General features: G+C 31.4%; 20 protein-coding genes. 14 read left to right on the forward strand and 6 right to left on the reverse strand.

What is annotated here, in order from left to right:
* Positions 1-639, forward strand: a 639-nt coding sequence (locus tag HSX10_RS17245; protein ID WP_173589500.1) for a thrombospondin type 3 repeat-containing protein, incomplete at its 5' end; no start/stop codon positions are given.
* Positions 640-682: 43 nt separating this feature from the next.
* Here HSX10_RS17245 and HSX10_RS17250 read toward each other — a convergent pair.
* Positions 683-1258 (reverse strand): phosphatase domain-containing putative toxin, encoded by a 576-nt coding sequence (locus tag HSX10_RS17250; protein WP_173589501.1) that lies wholly within the window; start codon positions 1256-1258, stop codon positions 683-685.
* Positions 1259-1535: 277 nt separating this feature from the next.
* Between HSX10_RS17250 and HSX10_RS17255 the strand changes: the two genes are divergently transcribed.
* Positions 1536-3875 carry a patatin-like phospholipase family protein gene (locus HSX10_RS17255; RefSeq protein ID WP_254453266.1) on the forward strand — a complete coding sequence of 780 codons (2340 nt, stop codon included), beginning with the start codon at positions 1536-1538 and terminating at the stop codon, positions 3873-3875.
* A 103-nt stretch (positions 3876-3978) separates the two neighbouring features.
* Here the strand turns inward: HSX10_RS17255 and HSX10_RS17260 are convergent, their stop codons facing one another.
* The 4 genes from HSX10_RS17260 to HSX10_RS17275 form a co-directional block, all read right to left on the reverse strand.
* Positions 3979-4986, reverse strand: coding sequence for an LLM class flavin-dependent oxidoreductase (locus HSX10_RS17260; RefSeq protein ID WP_173589502.1), 1008 nt, complete (start codon positions 4984-4986; stop codon positions 3979-3981).
* A 257-nt stretch (positions 4987-5243) separates the two neighbouring features.
* On the reverse strand, positions 5244-6644 hold the full coding sequence (gene lpdA, locus HSX10_RS17265; protein ID WP_173589503.1) for a dihydrolipoyl dehydrogenase: 1401 nt from the start codon (positions 6642-6644) through the stop codon (positions 5244-5246).
* Positions 6645-6733: 89 nt separating this feature from the next.
* Positions 6734-8395 (reverse strand): S41 family peptidase, encoded by a 1662-nt coding sequence (locus HSX10_RS17270; protein WP_173589504.1) that lies wholly within the window; start codon positions 8393-8395, stop codon positions 6734-6736.
* A gap of 362 nt (positions 8396-8757) precedes the next feature.
* Positions 8758-9216, reverse strand: coding sequence for an Lrp/AsnC family transcriptional regulator (locus tag HSX10_RS17275; protein ID WP_173589505.1), 459 nt, complete (start codon positions 9214-9216; stop codon positions 8758-8760).
* Positions 9217-9375: 159 nt separating this feature from the next.
* On the opposite strand from HSX10_RS17275, the gene HSX10_RS17280 reads away from it, so the two are divergent.
* The 5 genes from HSX10_RS17280 to HSX10_RS17300 all read left to right on the forward strand — a co-directional run bounded on the left by HSX10_RS17280 (position 9376) and on the right by HSX10_RS17300 (position 13894).
* Positions 9376-10575 carry an aminotransferase class I/II-fold pyridoxal phosphate-dependent enzyme gene (locus HSX10_RS17280; RefSeq protein ID WP_173589506.1) on the forward strand — a complete coding sequence of 400 codons (1200 nt, stop codon included), beginning with the start codon at positions 9376-9378 and terminating at the stop codon, positions 10573-10575.
* 150 nt (positions 10576-10725) lie between these two features.
* Positions 10726-12390, forward strand: coding sequence for a Na+/H+ antiporter NhaC family protein (locus HSX10_RS17285; protein ID WP_173589507.1), 1665 nt, complete (start codon positions 10726-10728; stop codon positions 12388-12390).
* A 144-nt stretch (positions 12391-12534) separates the two neighbouring features.
* Positions 12535-13173 carry a peroxiredoxin gene (locus tag HSX10_RS17290; protein WP_173589508.1) on the forward strand — a complete coding sequence of 213 codons (639 nt, stop codon included), beginning with the start codon at positions 12535-12537 and terminating at the stop codon, positions 13171-13173.
* A gap of 93 nt (positions 13174-13266) precedes the next feature.
* Complete coding sequence (locus tag HSX10_RS17295; RefSeq protein WP_173589509.1) at positions 13267-13575, forward strand: thioredoxin family protein; 309 nt, start codon at positions 13267-13269, stop codon at positions 13573-13575.
* Between the two features lie 61 nt (positions 13576-13636).
* Positions 13637-13894: a DUF6952 family protein gene (locus HSX10_RS17300; protein ID WP_173589510.1), complete on the forward strand. Its 258-nt coding sequence runs from the start codon at positions 13637-13639 to the stop codon at positions 13892-13894.
* A gap of 60 nt (positions 13895-13954) precedes the next feature.
* Here the strand turns inward: HSX10_RS17300 and HSX10_RS17305 are convergent, their stop codons facing one another.
* Complete coding sequence (locus HSX10_RS17305) at positions 13955-15013, reverse strand: flavin monoamine oxidase family protein (protein ID WP_173589511.1); 1059 nt, start codon at positions 15011-15013, stop codon at positions 13955-13957.
* Between the two features lie 635 nt (positions 15014-15648).
* Between HSX10_RS17305 and HSX10_RS17310 the strand changes: the two genes are divergently transcribed.
* The 7 genes from HSX10_RS17310 (at position 15649) to HSX10_RS17340 (ending at position 21391) form a co-directional block, all read left to right on the forward strand.
* A complete protein-coding gene (locus HSX10_RS17310; protein ID WP_173589499.1) occupies positions 15649-16113 on the forward strand; it encodes a hypothetical protein in 465 nt (154 codons plus the stop codon).
* A 3-nt stretch (positions 16114-16116) separates the two neighbouring features.
* Positions 16117-16983 (forward strand): hypothetical protein, encoded by an 867-nt coding sequence (locus tag HSX10_RS17315; RefSeq protein ID WP_173589512.1) that lies wholly within the window; start codon positions 16117-16119, stop codon positions 16981-16983.
* Positions 16984-17527: 544 nt separating this feature from the next.
* Positions 17528-18847, forward strand: a complete 1320-nt coding sequence (locus tag HSX10_RS17320) for a hypothetical protein (RefSeq protein WP_173589513.1) — start codon at positions 17528-17530, stop codon at positions 18845-18847.
* 17 nt (positions 18848-18864) lie between these two features.
* A complete protein-coding gene (locus tag HSX10_RS17325; RefSeq protein ID WP_173589514.1) occupies positions 18865-19428 on the forward strand; it encodes a DUF6705 family protein in 564 nt (187 codons plus the stop codon).
* A 168-nt stretch (positions 19429-19596) separates the two neighbouring features.
* Positions 19597-19962 carry a hypothetical protein gene (locus HSX10_RS17330; protein ID WP_173589515.1) on the forward strand — a complete coding sequence of 122 codons (366 nt, stop codon included), beginning with the start codon at positions 19597-19599 and terminating at the stop codon, positions 19960-19962.
* On the forward strand, positions 19963-20733 hold the full coding sequence (locus HSX10_RS17335) for a hypothetical protein (RefSeq protein WP_173589516.1): 771 nt from the start codon (positions 19963-19965) through the stop codon (positions 20731-20733).
* 367 nt (positions 20734-21100) lie between these two features.
* Positions 21101-21391, forward strand: a complete 291-nt coding sequence (locus HSX10_RS17340; RefSeq protein WP_173589517.1) for a hypothetical protein — start codon at positions 21101-21103, stop codon at positions 21389-21391.
* Positions 21392-21395: the final 4 nt, after the last annotated feature.

Genomic DNA, 21395 nt, shown 5'->3' on the forward strand with positions numbered 1-21395 from the left:
GAAGTTGAAGAAATTTGCGATGGTATCGATAATAACGGTAACGGTCTTATAGACGAAGGTTTTGCAGATACTGATGGCGATGGTGTTGCAGATTGTATAGATAATTGTCCTGAAGTTACAAATCCAGATCAAGCTGATTTAGACGGAAACGGTATAGGTGATGTTTGTGAAGAACCAGAAGTTGAAGAAATTTGTGATGGTATCGATAATAACGGTGATGGCGTAATTGATGAAGGTTTTGCAGATACTGACGGAGATGGTGTTGCGGATTGTGTAGACAATTGTCTTTATTATTACAATCCAGACCAATCAGATACTGATGGTGATGGTATTGGAGATATTTGTGGAGGAGCAGGACCTTCTTACAGAAGTAGTTTAGGTATGGATGTATATCCAATCCCTTTTAGTGGTACAGTAAATGTAAAATATACCACTAGCCTAGACACTAGCAATGCGACTATAGAAGTATTTGATATTAGAGGAAGTATATTAAAACGTGTAAATAAAAAGATTAGTAAAGATGATGAGAACTCTGTTATAGAGCTTGATTTATCTAGAGAATCTAAAGAAAATAAAATCTTATTTGTACGATTTATTACAAGTGAAGGAACTATTGTAAAACAAATTATGTCTAAGTAATGCGAGACTTATTATTTTATAATATTAAAAAGCCAGATGAAATCTATTCATCTGGCTTTTTTGTTTCATCTACAGCGTCGTTTAATCTGTTTTGTAATTTTTCAACATCTATGTTTTTCAAAAGAATTAATAAATGCGGATACATCTTAAAATGATAACCTAAGTTTTCATTCTGAAATTCTTCAATAGCAAGTTCCTTAGACCAATTCTCAACAACCATTCTATAAGCTGCTATAATGGTGCCTGTTCTATCAGAGCCATGCCAGCAATGGACTAAAACAGGTTGTTCTGAATTTTGAATAACCAGCAAGGCGTTTAAAATATCGTCTTCATTAAGTGCTTTTGTTTTAATAGGTTGATGCACTAAGTTAAAATTGAAATCTTTGGCTTTCTTTTTATTATTCCAACGGCGTCTTAAGTTTAAGATGGTCTTCACTCCTATTGAATCTATGTCCTTAAACCCTTTTTTACTAGGCTGTTCTGATCGATACAAAACAGAATTCACTTTATAAAGATTTTTAAAATGTTTAGATTCTATTTGCTTTAATGCTACTTCTTGTGCATAATTAAAGCTTATAGCACTTAAACAAAACATTATGAATATAGTTGTTCTTTTCATTTTGTTAGTTTCTAAAAGTTAATCAAAAGTAATATTATATAATATATTAATGATCTACTTTTTCTTATTATAAATGCATAAAAATGCATCAGTTTATTAGCGAAAGCTTATATCATTCATATTATAAATTTATCTTTAATTGTGACTATATTTACAATAAAATAATACCAATATATTTTGTTTTTATTCTTAACAATAAGAAAAGATAATCACTCAATATTTAAATGAAAGTTTTTGAATAATATTGTCATAAACATCAGATTTAACGAATAATTCAATGTTAAAACCTCTAAAAGTAATTGTGTTTTTAAAACCCTTTCTATTAATTTTATTAATGATTGGAGTTTCTCCAATTTTTGCTCAAAATAAAAAGCCTAAAGTTGCTTTAGTTTTAAGCGGTGGTGGCGCCAAAGGTGTTGCACATATCCCTACATTACAAGCCTTAGATTCATTAGGTATTGTACCCGATTTAATAGTTGGTAATAGTATGGGGAGTATTGTTGGTGGTTTATATGCCATGGGATATTCTGGTGATAGCATTGCAAGCATTGCTTTAAATGCTAAATGGGATGAGCTTATTGGTGGAGGTGTTTCTTTAAAAGATGTTAGTGTTGAAGAAAAAAGTGAATACAATAAGTATTTAATAAGCTTAGATTGGAAAAAAGGAAAAATTAATCCAGGAGCTTATTTACTCAATGATCAAAATATAAGAGAATTTATATCATCGCTCACCTACCCTAGTTACAACATTAATAATTTTGATGATTTATCTATTCCATTTAGAGCCATAGCAACCGATATTGTAAATGGTAAAGAAATCATATTTAACAAAGGTTCCTTGGCTTTTGCTATGAGAGCGAGTATGTCTATACCCGGAGCTTTTTCTGCAGTTCCATACCATAATACACTTTTAGTAGATGGTGGCTTATTAAACAATTTCCCTGTAGATGTAGCTAAAGCATGGGGAGCAGATATTATTATAGGAAGTGATGTAGGAAGTGGTATGGTAACCAAAGAAAAACTAAATAATATTAGTGCTTTACTTTTTCAGGCTGGTATGATGGGAAGTAATCTTAAAACACCAGAAAATCGTAAACTGTGTGATATTTTAATCGATCACAGTAATAATTTAACTTATACTACCGGAGATTTTTCTAAAATTAATCCAATATATGAAGAAGGTAAATTAGCAGTCAAAGAAAATATTGCTGCTTTATCTGCTTTATCAGAGCGCTTAAAGGGATTTAAGCAAAGGACACATGAATTACCTGAAATAAAAGATGAATTTGTTTTAAACAATATTACTTATGGTGGAATAAGTAAAGAAAATCTCGCTCTTGTTAAAGCAAGAATGAATATAAAAACGAATAAAAAATATACACGTAAAGAAGTTGTTAGTGGTGTAAACAGAGCAATGGGAACGACTATTTTTAGTCAAGTTACTTTTTTACCTATAATTAAAGGAGATAGTTTAAGGTTAAAAATTAACGGTCTTGAAAAATCGAAGCATCAAGTTAAAGGATCTCTTCATTATGATGATACTAATGGCGTTGGTCTTATTCTTAATTATACAGGAAGAAATATTATAGGAAATGCTTCTCGATCACTTGTTACCATTGATATTGCAGAACAGCCAAAGTTTCGTTTACAACATCAGAAAAATTTCAGTCACGATAGAGATTGGTGGTGGCGATCTGAAGCTTTTGGGCAACAATTAAAGCAAAAGGTATTTATTGGAGGTGAAAATGTAGATAATTTAAAATATCGGTATTTCGAATTTGATAATCAAGTCAATAGAAACATCAATTCTTTAAAAAACTATATAGGAATGGGTGTTAAATATCAAAACATTACTTTGAAACCTACAATTGATCCTGAATTTAACGAAAATATATTTAGCCTAGAAAAGTATAATTTTAATGATTTTGAGGTTTATTTTCATTATGTCTATAACACCTTAAATGCTGTTTATTATGCTTCAGATGGAAGTTTTTTTAAAGCAGCTTTAAATAGATCATTAAGCAATAATATAAATATTAATTTTTCAGATGAAAACATTTCTGATATTAATGGCTCTACCAATAATTTCACGAAAATAAATTTAGATTTTGAAAGAAGATTTCAACTAACCCCTAAAACTGTAGGTATCGTTGGCTTTAATACTGCTTTTATTATTGAAGATGCCGTTAGTGCTAATGATATTACGCTTTCTGAATTTGGTATCGGTGCTAATTACTTTCTTGGTGGTAACATCTCTAATCCAAGAAATGACAGTTACATTTTCCCTGGATTAAACGAAAGTGAGTTAAATGCAAGTCAATTTATGAGAGTAAATTTAGGGTTACAATTAAATACTATGCATAAATTTTATGTAACCCCTCATATAGATATTGCTTCCGTTGGATTTGGTAATTTTGAAGATTATGCAAAAGAAGCTTTTTTATCTAAAGGAAATTGGTCTGATTCTAATGAAGCTAGTATACTAGTCTCTGCGGGTACTACATTCTCTTACAATTCAATTTTAGGACCTGTAGATTTTGATGTTTCTTGGGTTAATAATACTAATAAAGTCCGATTTTTTATTGGTATAGGCTTACATTTTAATCGTACTAATTAAGCTTAAAATAAGATTTTTATATCTCTTTCCTTTTACTAAGAAAGCTATTCTGGGGTTTCAGAATAGCTTTCTTAGTAAAAGTACATGTCTTTATAAATTGATATTATTCATTTAGCTCATTCATTATTTCTGCAAACAATTCATAGGATCGAATACGACTATCAATATCGTAAATATGTGCTACAGCTATTAATTCATCCGCTTTAGTAAGTGCTAAAAATGATATAATCTGATTTTTCACAGAGGCTTTAGTTCCAATAAATGCATATTTAAGCATTTCACTAACCTGTGGATTTCTCATAATATCTTTTAGATCCTCGGTCATCTCTGTTGGTGGTTGTACTTTTGCACGTCTACCTGTAAATATACCAACAATCATTCTTATTAAAGAGGTTGCTAATCTTTGTGCTTCCTCGTCTGTTTCTGCAATAATAATATTAACACCAGCCATAACATATGGTTCTTCTAATATTTTAGAAGGCTTAAATTCTTGGCGATAAGTTGTTAAAGCTCTCCATAAATGTGTCGTTGCAAAATGACTTGCAAAAGCGTAAGGCAAGCCTTTTTTTGCTGCTAAATGTGCACTGTCTGTACTAGATCCTAAAATGCAAAGTGGTACATCTACACCTTCTGCAACTGTAGCTCGTATTTGAGCATCTTCATTTTCTATAGAAAAATAGGTTTGTATTTTTTCTACTTCATTCGGAAACGAATGTGCAGCTTGCATAAAGTCAGAACGTATTGCTTCGGCTGTTTCTCTGTCTGTTCCTGGAGCTCTTCCTAAGCCTAAATCGATTCTATTTGGGTATAATACTCCTAAAGTTCCAAACTGTTCAGCTACAATTAATGGCGAATGATTTGGTAACATAATACCTCCGGAACCTACACGAATTGTTTTTGTGCCTTGAGCCACATAACCAATCAATATAGAAGTGGCGTTACTTGCTATGTTTTCTGCATTATGATGTTCTGCTAGCCAATAACGTTTGTACCCATAGGTTTCTGCGTGTTGTGCTAATTTTAAAGTATTACCAAAAGTTTGCTTTAATGTATGTCCTTCAGAGACTAATACAAGGTCTAATATGGAATAAGCAGTCGCTTTGGTTTTCATGATTATCTGTTATTGAGAAGTTTAAATTAAACTAAAGAAGCTTGTAGTTTCTTAGTCGCTTTTCTTTAAAGATTTTTACAAAAATACAGACATTTCTTTGATAGAGGTTTGTTATAATAATAAAAAAATAGTGCTTATTAAAAAAGATTTTATTAAACGCACTTTGATTCTTGTAATCGGATTTACACTCAAAATGGCACAAAAAAAAGACGATCTTTTCAGATCGTCTTTTTTTATAATAAATTTATTTAAAGAATTTAAACATGTAATGCTCTATCATCTGTAGCAGCTAAAGCCGCTTCTTTTACAGCTTCTGCAAATGTTGGATGTGCATGAGACATACGTGAAATATCTTCAGCAGATGCTCTAAATTCCATAGCTGTAACTGCTTCTGCAATTAAATCTGCACAACGTGCACCAATCATGTGTACACCTAAAACTTCGTCTGTAGTTTTATCGGCTAAGATTTTTACAAAACCATCAATATCTCCACTTGCTCTAGCACGACCTAAAGCTCTAAAAGGAAACTGACCAACTTTGTATGCAACGTTATCTGCTTTTAATTCTTCTTCTGTCTTACCAACAGCAGCAACTTCTGGCCATGTATATACAACTCCAGGAATTAAATTATAATCGATATGCGGTTTTTGTCCGGCTAAAGTTTCAGCAACAAATGTTCCTTCTTCTTCTGCTTTATGAGCTAACATGGCTCCTTTAATAACATCACCAATAGCATAAATATTAGATGTAGAAGTTTGTAAATGATCATTGACATCTATTTGGCCTCTATCGTTCATTTTAACGCCAGCAGCTTCAAGATTTAAACCCGCTGTATAAGGTTTACGACCTACAGAAACTAAACAATAGTCACCTTTAAATTCTACAACTTCACCTTTTTTGTTTTCAGCTTTAACAATAACTTCTTCACCATTACGCGCTACAGATTGTACTTTGTGAGAAAGCATCATTTTACATTTTGCTTTCTTAAATACTTTATTTAATTCTTTAGACAAACCAGCATCCATCGTTGGTATAATTCTGTCCATATATTCAATAACAGTAACTTCTGCACCTAAACGACGGTATACTTGTCCTAACTCTAAACCAATAACTCCACCACCAATAATAATTAAGTGTTTAGGAATTTCTTTCAGTTTTAAAGCTTCAGTTGAAGTAATAACACGTTCTTTATCTAAAGTGATAAATGGTAAGTTAGAAGGTTTAGATCCTGTTGCAATAATAATTTTCTTTGCTTCAATATCTTGGGCATCCTTCCCTTCTATCTTAATATGTGTAGCATCTATAAAAGATCCTAAACCTTCAAAAACATCAATGTTGTTTTTTTTCATTAAGAAATCAATTCCTCCTGTAGTTTGATCTACAACAGCTTGCTTACGACCAATCATTTTTTCTAAATTCACTTTGATCTCTCCAGGAATTTCAATTCCGTGATCTTCAAAATGTTTTGTTGCTTCTTCATAATGATGAGAAGAACTTAGTAAAGCTTTACTAGGAATACAACCTACGTTTAAGCAAGTTCCACCAAGTGTAGAGTATTTTTCAATGATTGCAGTTTTCATGCCTAATTGTGCGCAACGTATTGCTGCTACATATCCACCAGGTCCAGAACCTATTATTGCTACATCGTATGATTTCATGAGATTTTTTTTTCGTTGATTAAAAACGCTAACAAAAATACAATTTAGATTAATATTTTACGAATTTTAAAACATTATTAAGTCAATCATTACTCACTTTTTTGATTTAAATCTTCTAAAACCCATTCTAATTCAGGATCGTTACCATTTATTCGGTCTTTATAAGTCGGTATAATTTCAATATCAGGCTTTACACCATAACCATCTGGTGTGCTTTTATATTGTGCACCAATATGTGCGAGTCCTATTCTAGCTACTACTTTGGTATTTGGCATTTCATAAGTTTTATAAAAACCAGCGACTGTACCATTATAGGCTCCACCTGTTTCTTCTCCAATAAAAGTAGCACGTTGATTCCCTTGTAATTTTGTAGATAGTATTGAAGAGGCTGAAAATGAATTACCATTAATAAGGACATATATTTTACCTTTATAATTAAGATCTTTAGGTTCTTGCGCTTTTGAAGATTTAAATTTATAATATAGTTTTCCGTCGTGCTTACTTGTCTTTAAAATATCTATTGTTGCCACAACAGGTGAAAATAAACCTAATAATATTTTAATTCCTGTAGGTGTTGTATTAGCCATCGAACTTTTTAAAATTGGAAATCTTCTATTAATTTCACTGCGATCAATTAATGTAAAATCTTGATCTGTTAAATACGAGTATAAATAGGTGATTTCATTCAATCGTCCTCCAAAATTATTTCTTAAATCAATAATTAAAGCTTTTGATTTTAATGAATCTATTTTTTTAAAACTCTCGTCATAGAATTCTTCATAACTCCCTCTAGAAAAACCTCTGATTTTTAACAAGGCAACAGTACTATCTTTTCCTACAAAATTAAGATTTCTGGTGTATTCTTTTCTAATATAATCATAACCATAATTCCAATTATGTTTTCGCTTCGCTTTTGATTTCTTTCTTTTTGCTTTGCGTTCTGCCTTGGTTAATTTGGCAATTTCCTTGTTAACTGTATTTATGGAATCTTTTCTCAGAGAATCCTTTTTTATTGCGGCAGCAGTGGTATCTTTTTTTAAAACACGTCTGTACATTTTTACAAATGTGGAATCAGATGTTTTCAATTTTAAATTAATACTGTCAAAACGACCTTTATCTTTTGCGTAATAACTCATAAAACGAAAACCAGCAACTCTTTTATGAAAAGTCTTGTTATAACCGTCAGATGCAATTATTTTAGTGTATTTATTAATTAAATCTTCTGTGTTTTTTCCATCAACTTCAAGAACTTCTGCATGGGTTAAAAGTGAATCTTTTCCTCTAGCATTAGCGATTAAAAGCTTATTGTTTACATATTCGAAATCAAGATTGTTAATCTCAAATTTGGTTTTTAAGAGTGCTTTTCTTTCTTTTTTGTTGAATTTTAAACTTGGTGGAGATACTGACATATGGCCTTGCCCAATATACTTAGTTACAGCAGCTAATTGCTTGTAAAATGTACGACTATCCATAGGTTTAGTAATGGATTTTTTTAAGCTATCGAATTTAAAATCTAAAACTTCTTTTGAAGTAAACTGATATAAATGTGGGTGATTTCGTTGTAACTGCTTATAAACATCATCGATATCATCTTGTAAATCTTCAATAGAATGCAATTTTGTAATTTGCTCATTATGTTTTTCTACTGTAGCACATGATACTAATAAAAATGAAAGACCTAAAACAAATAGTAGACTTTTGTTTTTAATAAAGTTGTGTAATTTAAGGTGTGTGTAATTTTGCAATTTCATCCAAATATTAATTAAAGGTTTATATTAACAAAGACGTAAAAATATTAAGAATGGTTGCTTATGCGTTATAAAATATCTTTTATTTATTGAATTTCAGGACTTCAGAAATAGAATAAAAAGCTATTATAAACATTAAAAATAAACTTATTCATTTCATTTTATGGCAAAAAAAACAGACTAAATTTAGGCGTTGTAATTAAACAAATATAAGAATGGACATATACTATCTTCTAAAGTATAATAGCAGTTCTAAATTGCGATTTAATTAATAGATCGATCTACAGTACTCAATTTTAAGTATTTCTTGTTGCTTTAAGATGTTTTTTCAATGTGTATCAACAGTATTAAGGTATAGTGTTAATTTATAATGAAATCTCTGTGGTGTGTTTCACTTCATTGATCATAAACATACTGTGTGTGCTTCCTATATGATTAATTTTAGTCAATTTCTCGACCATAAAAATCCTAAAAGCTTTTATATCTTTTACTAAGACTTTTAATAAATAATCGTAATCGCCACTGATATGGTAACACTCTAAAACTTCGTTAAGTTCATTTACTTCCCGCTCAAAACGTATCACATAATCTTGTGTATGCTGCACTAATTTAACATGACAAAAAGCTACAAAATCCTTTTCTACTTTAGTCTTATCTACCAAAGCAACATAGTTTTTTATAATCCCACTTTTCTCGAGCTTTTTAATACGTTCATAAACCGCAGTAACAGATAAATTTAAATGGTATGCTAAGGCTTTGTTCGTTTGTTTACTATCGGTTTGAAGTAAGTGAAGGAGTTTTTTATCAATAGCATCAAATGTCATACTTATATTTTTTCGGAATAAACTTAATTATGATCAAAATTAAAGAATTAAAAACTATTTAATTAATAAATAATAGTTATATAATCTAAATATTATGCTTAGTGTTGATTATAAGTCTAAATCTGTCGAGATTTGAAAAACAAAAAGCAATAGAACATTATGGCATTTAAACCTGCAAATAATATACAAGACTTACAATATTTTGGTGAATTCGGAGGTGTTAACCCTTCAATTTCAGACTCATCAACTTATACTTTTTTATCCGCAAAAACCATGTTCGATACTTTTGAGGGGAATGCCGAAGGCTGTTACCTGTATTCGCGTCATTCATCGCCTTCAAATTTATATTTAGGTGAAGCTTTAGCTGCTATGGAAGGTACAGAAACGGCAACAGTTACAGCATCTGGTATGGGAGCAATTACAGCTGTTTTACTTCAGCTTTGTAGTGCTGGCGAACATGTTGTTAGTAGTAGAACAATCTATGGCGGAACTTATGCCTTTTTAAAAAACTTTACACCGCGTTTAGGTATTAACACCACATTTGTAGATATCACGCAACTCGATGTTGTAGAAGCAGCTATTACTCCAAAAACTAAAGTTTTATACTGCGAATCTGTTAGTAACCCTCTATTAGAAGTTGCTGACATAAAAGGTTTAACGGAATTAGCAAAAAAATACGACCTTAAACTAGTGGTAGATAACACCTTTTCTCCATTATCTATTTCACCAATTATTTTAGGTGCCGATGTTGTAATTCATAGTTTAACTAAATTTATAAATGGATCTTCTGATACCGTTGGTGGTGTGGTTTGTGGGACTAATGAATTTATTAATGACCTACGAAATGTAAATAATGGTGCTGCCATGCTGTTGGGGTCTACAATGGATAGTTTGCGTTCTGCTTCCGTATTAAAAAACTTAAGAACATTGCATATTAGAATGATGCAACACAGTTATAATGCCACGTATTTAGCTGAAAAGTTTGAAAACGACGGTTTAAAAACAGTGTATCCAGGGCTTGCCTCTCACCCATCACATGAGTTATTTAAATCTATGATGAATGACAAATATGGTTTTGGTGGAATGCTAACCATTGATGTAGGATCATTAGATAAAGCCAATGCGCTAATGGAATTGATGCAAGAAGATAATTTAGGCTATTTAGCGGTGAGTTTAGGCTTTTATAAAACCTTATTCAGTGCTCCAGGAAGCTCTACATCTTCAGAAATTCCTGAAGACGAACAAAAATCAATGGGATTAAGTGATGGCTTAATTCGTTTTTCAATTGGGTTAGATGCCGATATTGAACGTACATACATGATGATGAAAGCTTGTATGAAGAAATTAAATATTTTATAATTTTAATATTTTAGTGTTAATTATATTGAGGGTTAGGTTTTTCAGAAATGAAAACCTAACCTTTTTATGTTCAAAAGTTATCAAGCAATCATAATCAATTTGCAAATGAGTTAACAAAATCGTAACATTACGACACTAAACTCAACTAAAATGCCAGATAAGCCCGCTCAAATAGACTTAGAAGATCAAAACATAATAGATAATAAAGAACTAAATCTACTTGAAGCCCTTATCCCAGTGATTATTTTAATGGGGATGTTGGCTTATAATATCTTTTTTGTAGAAAGCCAAGAATGGTTTGGTGCTTATACCAATCAAATTATCTTATTATTAGGAGGTGCTGTTGCTGCAGGTGTTGGTTTCTTTAATAAAACAACATTAAAAACCATGCTTACAGAAGTATGGGAAAACCTTAAAACGGTTTTTGTTCCTGTACTTATTTTATTTTTAGTTGGTGCACTAGCTGGGACTTGGTTAGTTAGTGGGGTTATTCCTGCAATGGTTTATTACGGATTACAAGTTTTAAGTCCTGCAATATTTTTACCAGCCTCAGTGATTATTGCCGCTATTATATCGATTGCAACAGGAAGTTCGTGGACAACTTCTGCAACTGTAGGTATTGCTTTAGTCGGCATTGGTACTGCATTAGGAATTAATCCAGGTATGATAGCAGGTGCTGTTATTTCTGGTGCTTATTTTGGAGATAAAATGTCACCATTAAGTGATACAACAAATCTGGCTCCGGCAATGGCAGGGACAGATTTATTCACACATATTAAATATATGGCCATTACCACAGTGCCTACTCTTATTGTAACTTTAATATTCTTTGGAATTTTAAGTGCAAATATTGATACCGCTGGTAATTCTGATACTGGTTTTATTTTAGATACTATAGATAATTATTTCAATATAACACCATGGTTATTTTTAGTTCCTGTAGCTGTTGTTGGTCTTATATTATTAAAAACTAAACCATTAGTAGCTTTGGTTTCAGGTGTTGTTTTAGCAATTGTGTTTGCTTTTATCTTTCAACCAAAACTTATAAACTCTATTACAGACTCTCCAGTTAATACAATAACGACCTCAGTATTAACGGATATAAATATTACGATTTCAGAAGACAAATATCTTACGGCTTTATCTAAAGCTGATATAGAGAGAATAAATAATGATGAGAATAGATTAGAAAACCTATTCTCTGATGACGATTTAAAAGGAATATATACTAAAGACGATTTAAAAAAGTTTTTCGCAGCAACATATACTCAACCTGAAATTATTAAAACTAAAGTTGATAATTTAGATAAATTAATCACCATTAAAAGACTTAAAAAATTATTTAGTTCTACAGGTATGAATGGTATGCTTTGGACAATCTATTTAATATTATGTGCCATGATTTTTGGAGGTATTATGGATGGCATTGGTGCACTTGCCAGAATTACTAAAGCCCTACTCTCTATTGCAACTTCTGTGTTTGGATTATTTGCAAGTACTGTTGCCAGTTGTTTAGGTTTAAATATTGTAGCTTCAGATCAATATTTAGCCATTGTAATTCCTGGGAAAATGTTTAAACAAGCTTTCCATGATAAAGGCTTAGCTCCCGAAAACTTAAGCCGTACTTTAGAAGATTCTGGTACAGTAACTTCAGTTCTTATTCCTTGGAACACTTGTGGTGCTTACCAAAGTGGTGTTTTAGGTGTTGGTGTTGGCGAATATTTTATCTACGCAATTTTCAATTGGTTAAGTCCAATTACAACCTTAATTTTTGCAGCTTTAAACTTAAAAATAAAGATGCTTAAGGATAAATAATTTTTATTTTTTAATCTAAAAACTTTTACCATAGCTAAAGTCTATTTACTTATAAAAAATTAGAATTTGATTAACGTTTAAATCTACTAATGAGAAGTATCTTTGCCATAGAAATCAATTAATAATCTTAAAAATTATAATAACATGGCATTAGTAGGAAAACAATTCCCTGATTTAGACGTAAACGCAATGAACGATATGGGCGACACTTTTAAAGTGAACGTTCTTGAAGAAGCGAAAAACAATAACAAAAAAGTAGTTTTATTTTGGTACCCAAAAGATTTTACTTTCGTATGTCCAACAGAATTACACGCTTTTCAAGCGGCTTTAGGTGAGTTTGAAAAAAGAAATACAGTTGTAATCGGTGCTTCTTGTGATACTGCTGAAGTACACTTTGCATGGTTAAGTACGTCTAAAGATAATGGTGGAATTGAAGGTGTAACTTACCCAATATTAGCAGATTCTAACCGTAACTTAGCTTCTGCATTAGGAATTTTAGATATTTTTAATGAGCAATTCGATGAAGAAACAGGACTTGTAACTGTTGAGGGTGATAACGTAACGTTTAGAGCAACTTACATCATTGATGAAGAAGGAACTATTCAACACGAAAGTGTTAACAACATGCCATTAGGTAGAAACGTAAATGAATATTTAAGAATTGTTGATGCTTTAACTCACGTTCAAAAAAACGGTGAAGTTTGTCCTGCAAACTGGGAAGAAGGAAAAGATGCAATGCAAGCTAACGCTAAAGGTACTGCAGCTTATTTAGCAACGCACTAAAATCTTACCGTCATTGCGAACAGAGTGAAGCAATCTCAAGAAACCGACAGATTACGGTGCTTTGCTCGCAATGACTTATAAAATACAAAATTTATGATTCAAGAATTAGAACAAGACAATCTACAGGAGATTATTAATAGTAATAATACTGTTGTAGTTCAGTATTCAGCGACATGGTGTGGTAATTGTAGAATTATGAAGCCTAAGTTCAAGAAATTAGCAACAGAAAACGAAGGTGTTTCTTTCGTTATTGCAGATGCTGAAAAATTTCCAGAATCTAGAAAATTAGCAACCGTAGATAATCTACCAACATTTGCTACTTTTAAAGGTGGAAAATTAGTGAAGCAAGTACAAACGAATAAGTTCGATGTGTTAAAAGAATTGGTGGACGACGCCGTATAACAAAAGTCTGTCAGGTTGAGCGCAGTCGAAACCTCTAAATAACACAAAACACCACTAGCAAATGAAACTACCTGTAATTAAACACTTAACGCAATTCATTGAAGACAATGACGAAGATTACATCATTGAAACCATTGAAACTTTAGAAGCGTTAACCGAATTACCATCACTTAAAGATGAAGAACTAGACGTGATTGGAGAATTAATCTCTAATATGTACGGCGCTATTGAAGTGACTAAAATGATAAAAGAAGGCACACCTAAGAAAGAAGCCGTAAATGGTTTTATGAAACGTGTTTTAGGGTCTATCGACAAATAAAAAAGAAAAAGAAAAATTACCAGAAAAAACCACTATGCTTTCGCAAAGTGGTTTTTTTGTTTATAGAAACTGATGTCTTAATTGAAGCGCTATTTGATGACCTCTATAAATAGCGCCTTCCATATAACCTCCATAACTTGGAGACGTTTCAGAACCTGCAACAATAAATTTACCATTCAAATACGCCTTTTGAAAAATAGGATGGCCATTATTGGCATGCGGCGTTAAATACGTGTCAGTTGCTGTAGTCGTTAGTCGCTCTTGACTCCAAACCTTGTCTTCGTAAGACAAGTAGTTTTCACCATCGTCTCCAAAAAACTTTAATAGCTGGGTTTTAACCAGTAATTCCCTTTGAGCTTTGGTTTGTGCAGCTAAGTTCCCATTCAAAAACCCCATGAGGGCAAACCTTTTATGTTCTATATCAGAATGATCGTAAATTTCTGTAAACGGACCAACATGACTAAAACCAGTGCCAGATAAGCCTTTCTTTTTCCAGAAGGGTGTGTTATAAACGACTGCAAATTTTATAGAATCTTTCATCCAAGTATGGCAGTGGTTAGCCACTTCCACGAGATTTGTATCTAATGCTACAGGAAAATCAATAGAATGCACTAAAAGTTGAGGCGGCATTGTAGATACCACACGATCGGCTATAAATGTCGATTGTGCCGTAATAACCTCAATACTGCTACCCTGCTCCTTAATGGTATTTACGTTGGCATTCAGTAGGAGTTCGTCTTCAGAAAAATGAGCCGCTAATTGCTCTAATAGCGCTGCCGTACCTCCTGCAATTCTATAACTGATGTCCTGATTTTCAGGAAGCTTAAAACGTTGCACTGTACTGGCTGCTGTGGCCTCAAACAAAGCCTCTCCAGCCATAGCTTGTTCAAATAGAGTCAGCTTTAACTCCTGGCACAACGCCATTAAATCCTTGTTATACCTCCAAAGCCAAGTGGCTCCTAATTCCACAGAGGTGTCATGGGGCTTTTTTGTAAAAATACGGCCACCAATGCGATCATTTGCTTCTAATATTTTAATAGTAAAACCTGCTTTTTTAAGAAGATAACCTAAGTATAATCCCGAAAGCCCTGCTCCTATAATAACGATGCTTTTATTCATTATATCAAAGATAGATAAGTTAATGGCAATCCATCAATAATTTTTATGGATGAACGTCTAGTCGTATGCAACCTAAACCTTATATATCAAAAATGTCTGGTTGAGCGCAGTCGAAACCTCTATAACAGGTTGAACACAGTCTAAACAAGGGATGTCAGGTTGAGCATTAGCGAGATCAAAATATATGTTGAGCGAAGATAGCTTACAACGTAAGTCGAAACCTCAAACAATACCCAATTGCCCTTAATAACACAAAACACCATCAACAAAGAAATGACCTGCAATCAAACACCTAAGATAATTCATAGAAAACACTTACAAAGACTATAGTATTGAAGCTACTAAAACCACGTTGCATAAACAAGATGAGTTTTAGTTTTTATAGGATTTTTATGAATTAGCTATTACGGGTTACCGTAAATGATTTAGAATAGAAGGTGTTAACTTAGCCATTGACGAAGCGCAACTGTACGTAACCTTACGTTTAGATTTTTTTAGAAATAGAATTAACTTTGGGACTCCTGACTTTAAATATTTAAAACACTTGTTATTACGTGATTAATTTGTGGGATATGAGTGATAGAAGTTATGATAAAACTAGTTAGCCACAAGCTGGAAAAAAATCCGAACTACAAATGATTGAATGGATAAATAACAAATTCGGAACTAATTTCACAGAAAATGACTTAATGAATATTAAGGACTTTTCGCTATTATGGAACATTTTCGAAAATTTGGTTTGCGATAGAAATTGCACTATAAATCGAATAGAAGAAAATTTAAATCCAATTGAATTCCAAATTGAGGATTTTGAAGACCATTTAAATTATTTTAAAGAACGTTACATAGCAGACAATAATACAAATGAACGTTTCGAATATTTACGTATTGTTCCTAACGCAAGAAAGGAATTTGTTAAACAGGTACTTTTAGGAAATGACAACAATACATCTAATAAAATTTTAGCACTTGCTATAATCGTTTATAGATATAGGAATAACCTATTTCACGGAGAAAAGGATTTTATGCTACTAAACGAACAAGAAGAAAATTTTAGTGTTGCTAATCAAGTTTTAACTTCAATACTTAAACATTTTTAATATTTGAACAAACTACAAGAAATATTTAGCAACAGAGAAATTTCATTACTAATTTGGCTTGGAATTTTCATACTATTTGTTCTTACTCAAAAATCAATGAGAAATTCATTGAAAGATGTTGTAAAATTACTTTTCGGCAAATACTTTCTTTCAATCTATTTAACTTTAGGCATTTATTTATTTGGAACATTTAGTCTAATAAAAGCAATTGGACTTTGGACATCAGCTGACATTAAAGATTCAATATTTTGGCTTTTTTCAGTTGCATTCGTTTTGGTTTTTAGCCTAAATAAAGCCAAAGACAGCAAATACTTTAAAGAAATTCTAATTGACACTATAAAAGTGATTGCTATATTAGAATTTGTAATTAATTTTTACAATTTCAGTTTAGTAACAGAACTAATATTGCTTCCTATATTAATCTTCATTGTAATGCTACAAGCAGTTGCAGATTTGGATTCAAAGAATGCTCAAGTAGCAAAATTACTATCGAATTTAATGGCAATATTTGGTTTTGGACTTTTGATTTATTCTATTTATCAAATGGCAAATGGACATTCTGATTTCTTTAAATTGGGAACACTACACTCTTTTATATTACCAATAACACTTACAATACTTTTCTTGCCCTATTTATACTGTTTATCACTTTACAGCATTTACGAATCATATTTTATTAGACTCGATTTTATGACTGTAAAAAAAGGGAAAGTAAAGAAAGTAAAAAAACATATCAGAAGAAGAGCACACATAAACATTAATAGACTGAATAGAATAATGGAACGTTTTGATAAAAAAGTGTTTTATGATGATACAAACTTGAAAAAATATGTAAAGAAAATAAGCAAACGGGGAAAAGCCAGTGGCTAACAGTGTATAAAAAACATAGGGCAATTAAGGCTTTCCAAAAGGTCTGTGAATATTAACAAAGTCCGCTAAATATAAAATTTGGCGTTTATAGTAGAAAAGATAAAAGCAAAATATTTATATTTAGCTAAGTTATAAATTGAAACGAAAGTGCTTATTAACTGCCCTACGTTTCTTATACGGTAACGTTGTGGTTAATTTTGACCAAACCAACAAGCATTTTTACTAACTTTAAAACGATTTTGTACTTCTGAAAAAACACCGACTGAAAATTTATTTAAAACTTGGAATCCTACTCTTTGGGATTTCAACCTTTATCTTTGCCTGCCAAAAAGATAACATAATAGAAAATGATATTATTGAGCAAACTACTGCTGGCTTCAAAATAAGCACCATTCACAAAAATAGTATTTCTCAAAATCCAATAATTTCGGAACAGTTAATACAACTTAACCAAAATAATGGCATAAGTACAGATGGTAATCTACAAAGACAAGTATCTAGTACTTCAAATAATTTTACAGTAGATACCTAAACCGCCAAATATGTGGAATATGGTAACTATCATTCTTATACATTTACTATAGACAGAGGTTTCGACAATGGACTTACAGAAAATTTATTACTAAGCTTACAAAACGATGGCAGCTACAAAGCCGTACTTATAACTTACGATTTAACTGATGCTGAAAAACTAGCATTGAGTAATAGTGAATTAATCAGCTTATCTAACACACCTTCCTTTGAGTATATTAATGACCAAGCATTGGTTACCAATCTTTTATCAAGAAATGCAAGTGAAGAGTGTTTTGCATTTACACAAATCTACAATTTGTGCTGTCATAATCAACATACAGAATTAGATATTATTAATGGGCAAAATTGTGTCTGTGATATACAACCAACTGGTTATGTTTACGAGATTACATATAGTGCTGAAAACTGTGAGAATAATGGTGGTAGCAATGATAATGATGATGGAACATATACACCACCAGATGATGATGATAATGACACTTCAACAGATAACAATGATAATGGAGAAGGAAGTAACTCTGGCGGAAACGGTAATGACACAGGTAATAATACTGGCACAGGAAATGATGATGAAAACCCTGATGACTCAGATGACCCACAGGATTGTCTTGAAATCGATTTTGAAGGCAATTGTATTGGTGATGTAACTTCACCTATAATCCCGATTGAAACAAAGGATTGTACAGAGCTCAAAAAAAATTCAGAAAACGCAACTTTTAAACTACAAATGGGAGTATTAAAAACTGCTGTATTGGGAGATACAGAAAAATCATTTGGTATTTACAATGGCACTCACTTTAACCCACCAGTATCTAATCCTGCTTGTGGTCCAATTGTTGAAGGAGACGAAGGAAACTCTGGCGTTATTAATAGGCATCCAAACCTAAAAGCAACTGCACACAATCATTTAAAAAATGCAGTAGGTGATCGTAAACATATAGGTACATTTAGTGACGATGATATATATGACTTTAGCAAAATATCAGAATGGTCTGATGATGGTGTTTCACCTATATTAAAACATGAGTTGGCATACTATTTGGTATGTGATGAAGGAAACTATGCTTTAAAAGTAAATGACCAAGAAAAACTGAATGTTTTTTCAATACTGTTAGAAAATAGAGTTTTTGCAAAAGAAATAAAGGATTTTTATAAAAAAAATAAAATGAAACATGGTAAGCCTAAGAAAAAACAGAATATTGGGTTTTTGAAACTAATGGGTAAATACGACATCGGTATTGACCTTTATGAAGCTGATGCCAATTTTGAAAATTGGAAAAAATTAGAGCTTAATGACAATGAAAACGACATTATTAATACAGATTGCTAATAAATAACAAATAAATTATGAAACAACTAATAACACTGGCATTTACTATTGTATTATACTCTTATGGTAGTGCCCAGACAGTGATAGACTTATCACAAGAATCCTTTGACGGAGATACTGAAAATGGAACTTATTACCATAAAGACATCAACAACTATATGCAACCTTATGTTGGTACTTGGCAATATATAGATGGTAATACAGAATTTAGAATTATACTAACCAAAGTAGAGATGTTTCATGTCATTCTTCCAGAGGCAAATATTGATTACTATAAAGATGGTCTAACTATACAATATCAAAAATATGAAAATAATATATTAACATATAATTCTATAATTGATTCTCATCCATCTGGTATTATACAAGAATTTGGTATATTAGATATGACCTTTACGGATTATCAACGTAATGATTCATTATTTGAATTAGAGCTAACATTAATAGCCACTGGGATAAATGAACGAAATAGTTTAAAGTTTGAACTCAACAGTGCTGAAAGTAAAAACACCTATCATGATGAACATCCGAATGAACCTTACTTTAGTGTTCCAAACAATATTGTGATGACAAGAATGTAAAAAAACTAACCACAACAATGTATATAAAAAATAGCAGTTAAGAGCAAAAGCCATAAGGCTTGTTCTTTTCTGCTATCTTTGTTATAATTTGAAAAGTAACAGCATTTTTATCTGCTACTTCTCATATACGGAGACGTTGGCAAACATTTTGGAGAAACGACGAGAATAATGAAATTTAGAATAGACAACGATTACAAAGTAAATATTTTTGGAAAACAACTTAATAGCCTTCAACATATGGGTATTTTATTTGGATATGTGTTTTTCCTAATGATTCCTTGGCCATTAATTAGCAACTCATATTTATTTATTCCATTAGCTATTGCCATACTACCTATTTTACTTCCAGAATTTATTTATTCTGAAATCTATAGTGGAATAAAAATGTATAGAATATTAATGTATGGAGGTTATGTTATTGCAACATTCATTTATACTCATTTTTTCCTAGATTCTTCTTTTTTTGTTAGCATTATACATTTCATTGTTTATGCCACTTTTGGATATATTTATAGTAAAAAAATAAGCAAATAAATGGAAACAATAGCAACAATATTTGGCATATTATCATTTTTATTCATTGCAATTCCTGTAGTTGGAATTGTATTATTATTAAGATATGTTATAAAAAAATCTCGTTCGGAACAACCAACTCATGTTCTTATTAAAGAAAAAAAAGAATTGATTTTAAAAGCTCGTTCTAAAAAAAAGAACTTGATTAAATGGCAATCTGATGATGTAGAAAAAATATCAAATAATTTAGATTTTAATTTTAGTAAAGGTTTTACAAGAAAATTTAATGGATACATTAAAACTTTAGACAATGAACGTATTATTTCATTTAGAAAAATAGATAGAGGTGCTTTTAATTTAACCTCAAGAATACTCGCTGTGACAAGTGATTACGAAATTTATTATGACCAATTAGATAATGAGATTTTAATCGAGTTTAATGGCTCTTATATAGGTAAAATTGTTAACAATACTAATTTGATAGATGACACAAACCAAAATATTGGTTCATTTAATCGAAATAATAGCACATCAGATTTTTATGTCGTGCAACTCAATAATGAAAAACTTGCATATGTAGTTAAAAACTCTGACAGAAGAACATTTGTTAGAAATCCATTTCACGACTTTCATCCCGAAAGCTCAATTCAAAAAGATACAGTTTGGGAAAGAGATGTAAAATATTCAAACTTAATGAAGTTATACAGAAAACCCAATGAAAAGGAATATAATTGGATACTTGCTATTGTAATTTATGAGGCTATCTATTATGGAATTGATTTTACTCAATAATTAAAAAAAAAAAAACGTATGCTAACACCGTGTATAATTAATTGCTTTGTTCTTCCCTACTTGCGAATATTCCGCAGGAATATTCACGGGTTCGTAAATGTTTGCTATCTTAGTTGCTAAACCACGCAACACCCGAGCGCAGCGAACAGACGAAGTAAACCATATAAAAACACATTGTGGTGCATTAAAAGTAACATTTCAGACAATCAAAATTCATCTTTCTAGCTACCAGCAACTTATATAAAATAACATGTAAATGAGGAAATCCGTAAGGAATTCTTCAAGAAAAATATTTTATTTACAAAGTTGGGAATTAGCCGAAAAGCCAATGATAACCTGAAGTAGGCAATTAATAATTACATTACAAATGAAGAGTTTAAAAATTACGATTGGCTTATTTAGCACATTATTATTAGCATCTTGCGGAAGTACAATCGAGAGTGACGCTCAGAAACTTGCCGACTTAATGTGTAAATCACAAAAGATGACGCAACAAATTCAATCGGGAGAATTAGATGCGTCTGATGCAAATAAAAGTGCTGCATTTGCCATGGAAGCTGCCAAATTGCAAGAAGAAATTGAGGGTAAGTATTCTTCAAAAGAAGAACTGAAAGAATTTGAAAATGCAGTTTTTAAAGCAATGAAAAATTGCGAATAAATCA

This window comes from Winogradskyella undariae, assembly GCF_013285155.1.
In the GTDB taxonomy this organism is placed as follows: Bacteria; Bacteroidota; Bacteroidia; order Flavobacteriales; family Flavobacteriaceae; genus Winogradskyella; species Winogradskyella undariae.

Bases quoted from the DNA above. Each gene is read 5' to 3' on its own strand.
- HSX10_RS17250 (WP_173589501.1), bottom strand. From the start codon at position 1,258: ATGAAAAGAACAACTATATTCATAATGTTTTGTTTAAGTGCTATAAGC.
- HSX10_RS17255 (WP_254453266.1), top strand. From the start codon at position 1,536: ATGTTAAAACCTCTAAAAGTAATTGTGTTTTTAAAACCCTTTCTATTA.
- HSX10_RS17260 (WP_173589502.1), bottom strand. From the start codon at position 4,986: ATGAAAACCAAAGCGACTGCTTATTCCATATTAGACCTTGTATTAGTC.
- lpdA (WP_173589503.1), bottom strand. From the start codon at position 6,644: ATGAAATCATACGATGTAGCAATAATAGGTTCTGGACCTGGTGGATAT.
- HSX10_RS17270 (WP_173589504.1), bottom strand. From the start codon at position 8,395: ATGAAATTGCAAAATTACACACACCTTAAATTACACAACTTTATTAAA.
- HSX10_RS17275 (WP_173589505.1), bottom strand. From the start codon at position 9,216: ATGACATTTGATGCTATTGATAAAAAACTCCTTCACTTACTTCAAACC.
- HSX10_RS17280 (WP_173589506.1), top strand. From the start codon at position 9,376: ATGGCATTTAAACCTGCAAATAATATACAAGACTTACAATATTTTGGT.
- HSX10_RS17285 (WP_173589507.1), top strand. From the start codon at position 10,726: ATGCCAGATAAGCCCGCTCAAATAGACTTAGAAGATCAAAACATAATA.
- HSX10_RS17290 (WP_173589508.1), top strand. From the start codon at position 12,535: ATGGCATTAGTAGGAAAACAATTCCCTGATTTAGACGTAAACGCAATG.
- HSX10_RS17295 (WP_173589509.1), top strand. From the start codon at position 13,267: ATGATTCAAGAATTAGAACAAGACAATCTACAGGAGATTATTAATAGT.
- HSX10_RS17300 (WP_173589510.1), top strand. From the start codon at position 13,637: ATGAAACTACCTGTAATTAAACACTTAACGCAATTCATTGAAGACAAT.
- HSX10_RS17305 (WP_173589511.1), bottom strand. From the start codon at position 15,013: ATGAATAAAAGCATCGTTATTATAGGAGCAGGGCTTTCGGGATTATAC.
- HSX10_RS17310 (WP_173589499.1), top strand. From the start codon at position 15,649: ATGATTGAATGGATAAATAACAAATTCGGAACTAATTTCACAGAAAAT.
- HSX10_RS17325 (WP_173589514.1), top strand. From the start codon at position 18,865: ATGAAACAACTAATAACACTGGCATTTACTATTGTATTATACTCTTAT.
- HSX10_RS17330 (WP_173589515.1), top strand. From the start codon at position 19,597: ATGAAATTTAGAATAGACAACGATTACAAAGTAAATATTTTTGGAAAA.
- HSX10_RS17335 (WP_173589516.1), top strand. From the start codon at position 19,963: ATGGAAACAATAGCAACAATATTTGGCATATTATCATTTTTATTCATT.
- HSX10_RS17340 (WP_173589517.1), top strand. From the start codon at position 21,101: ATGAAGAGTTTAAAAATTACGATTGGCTTATTTAGCACATTATTATTA.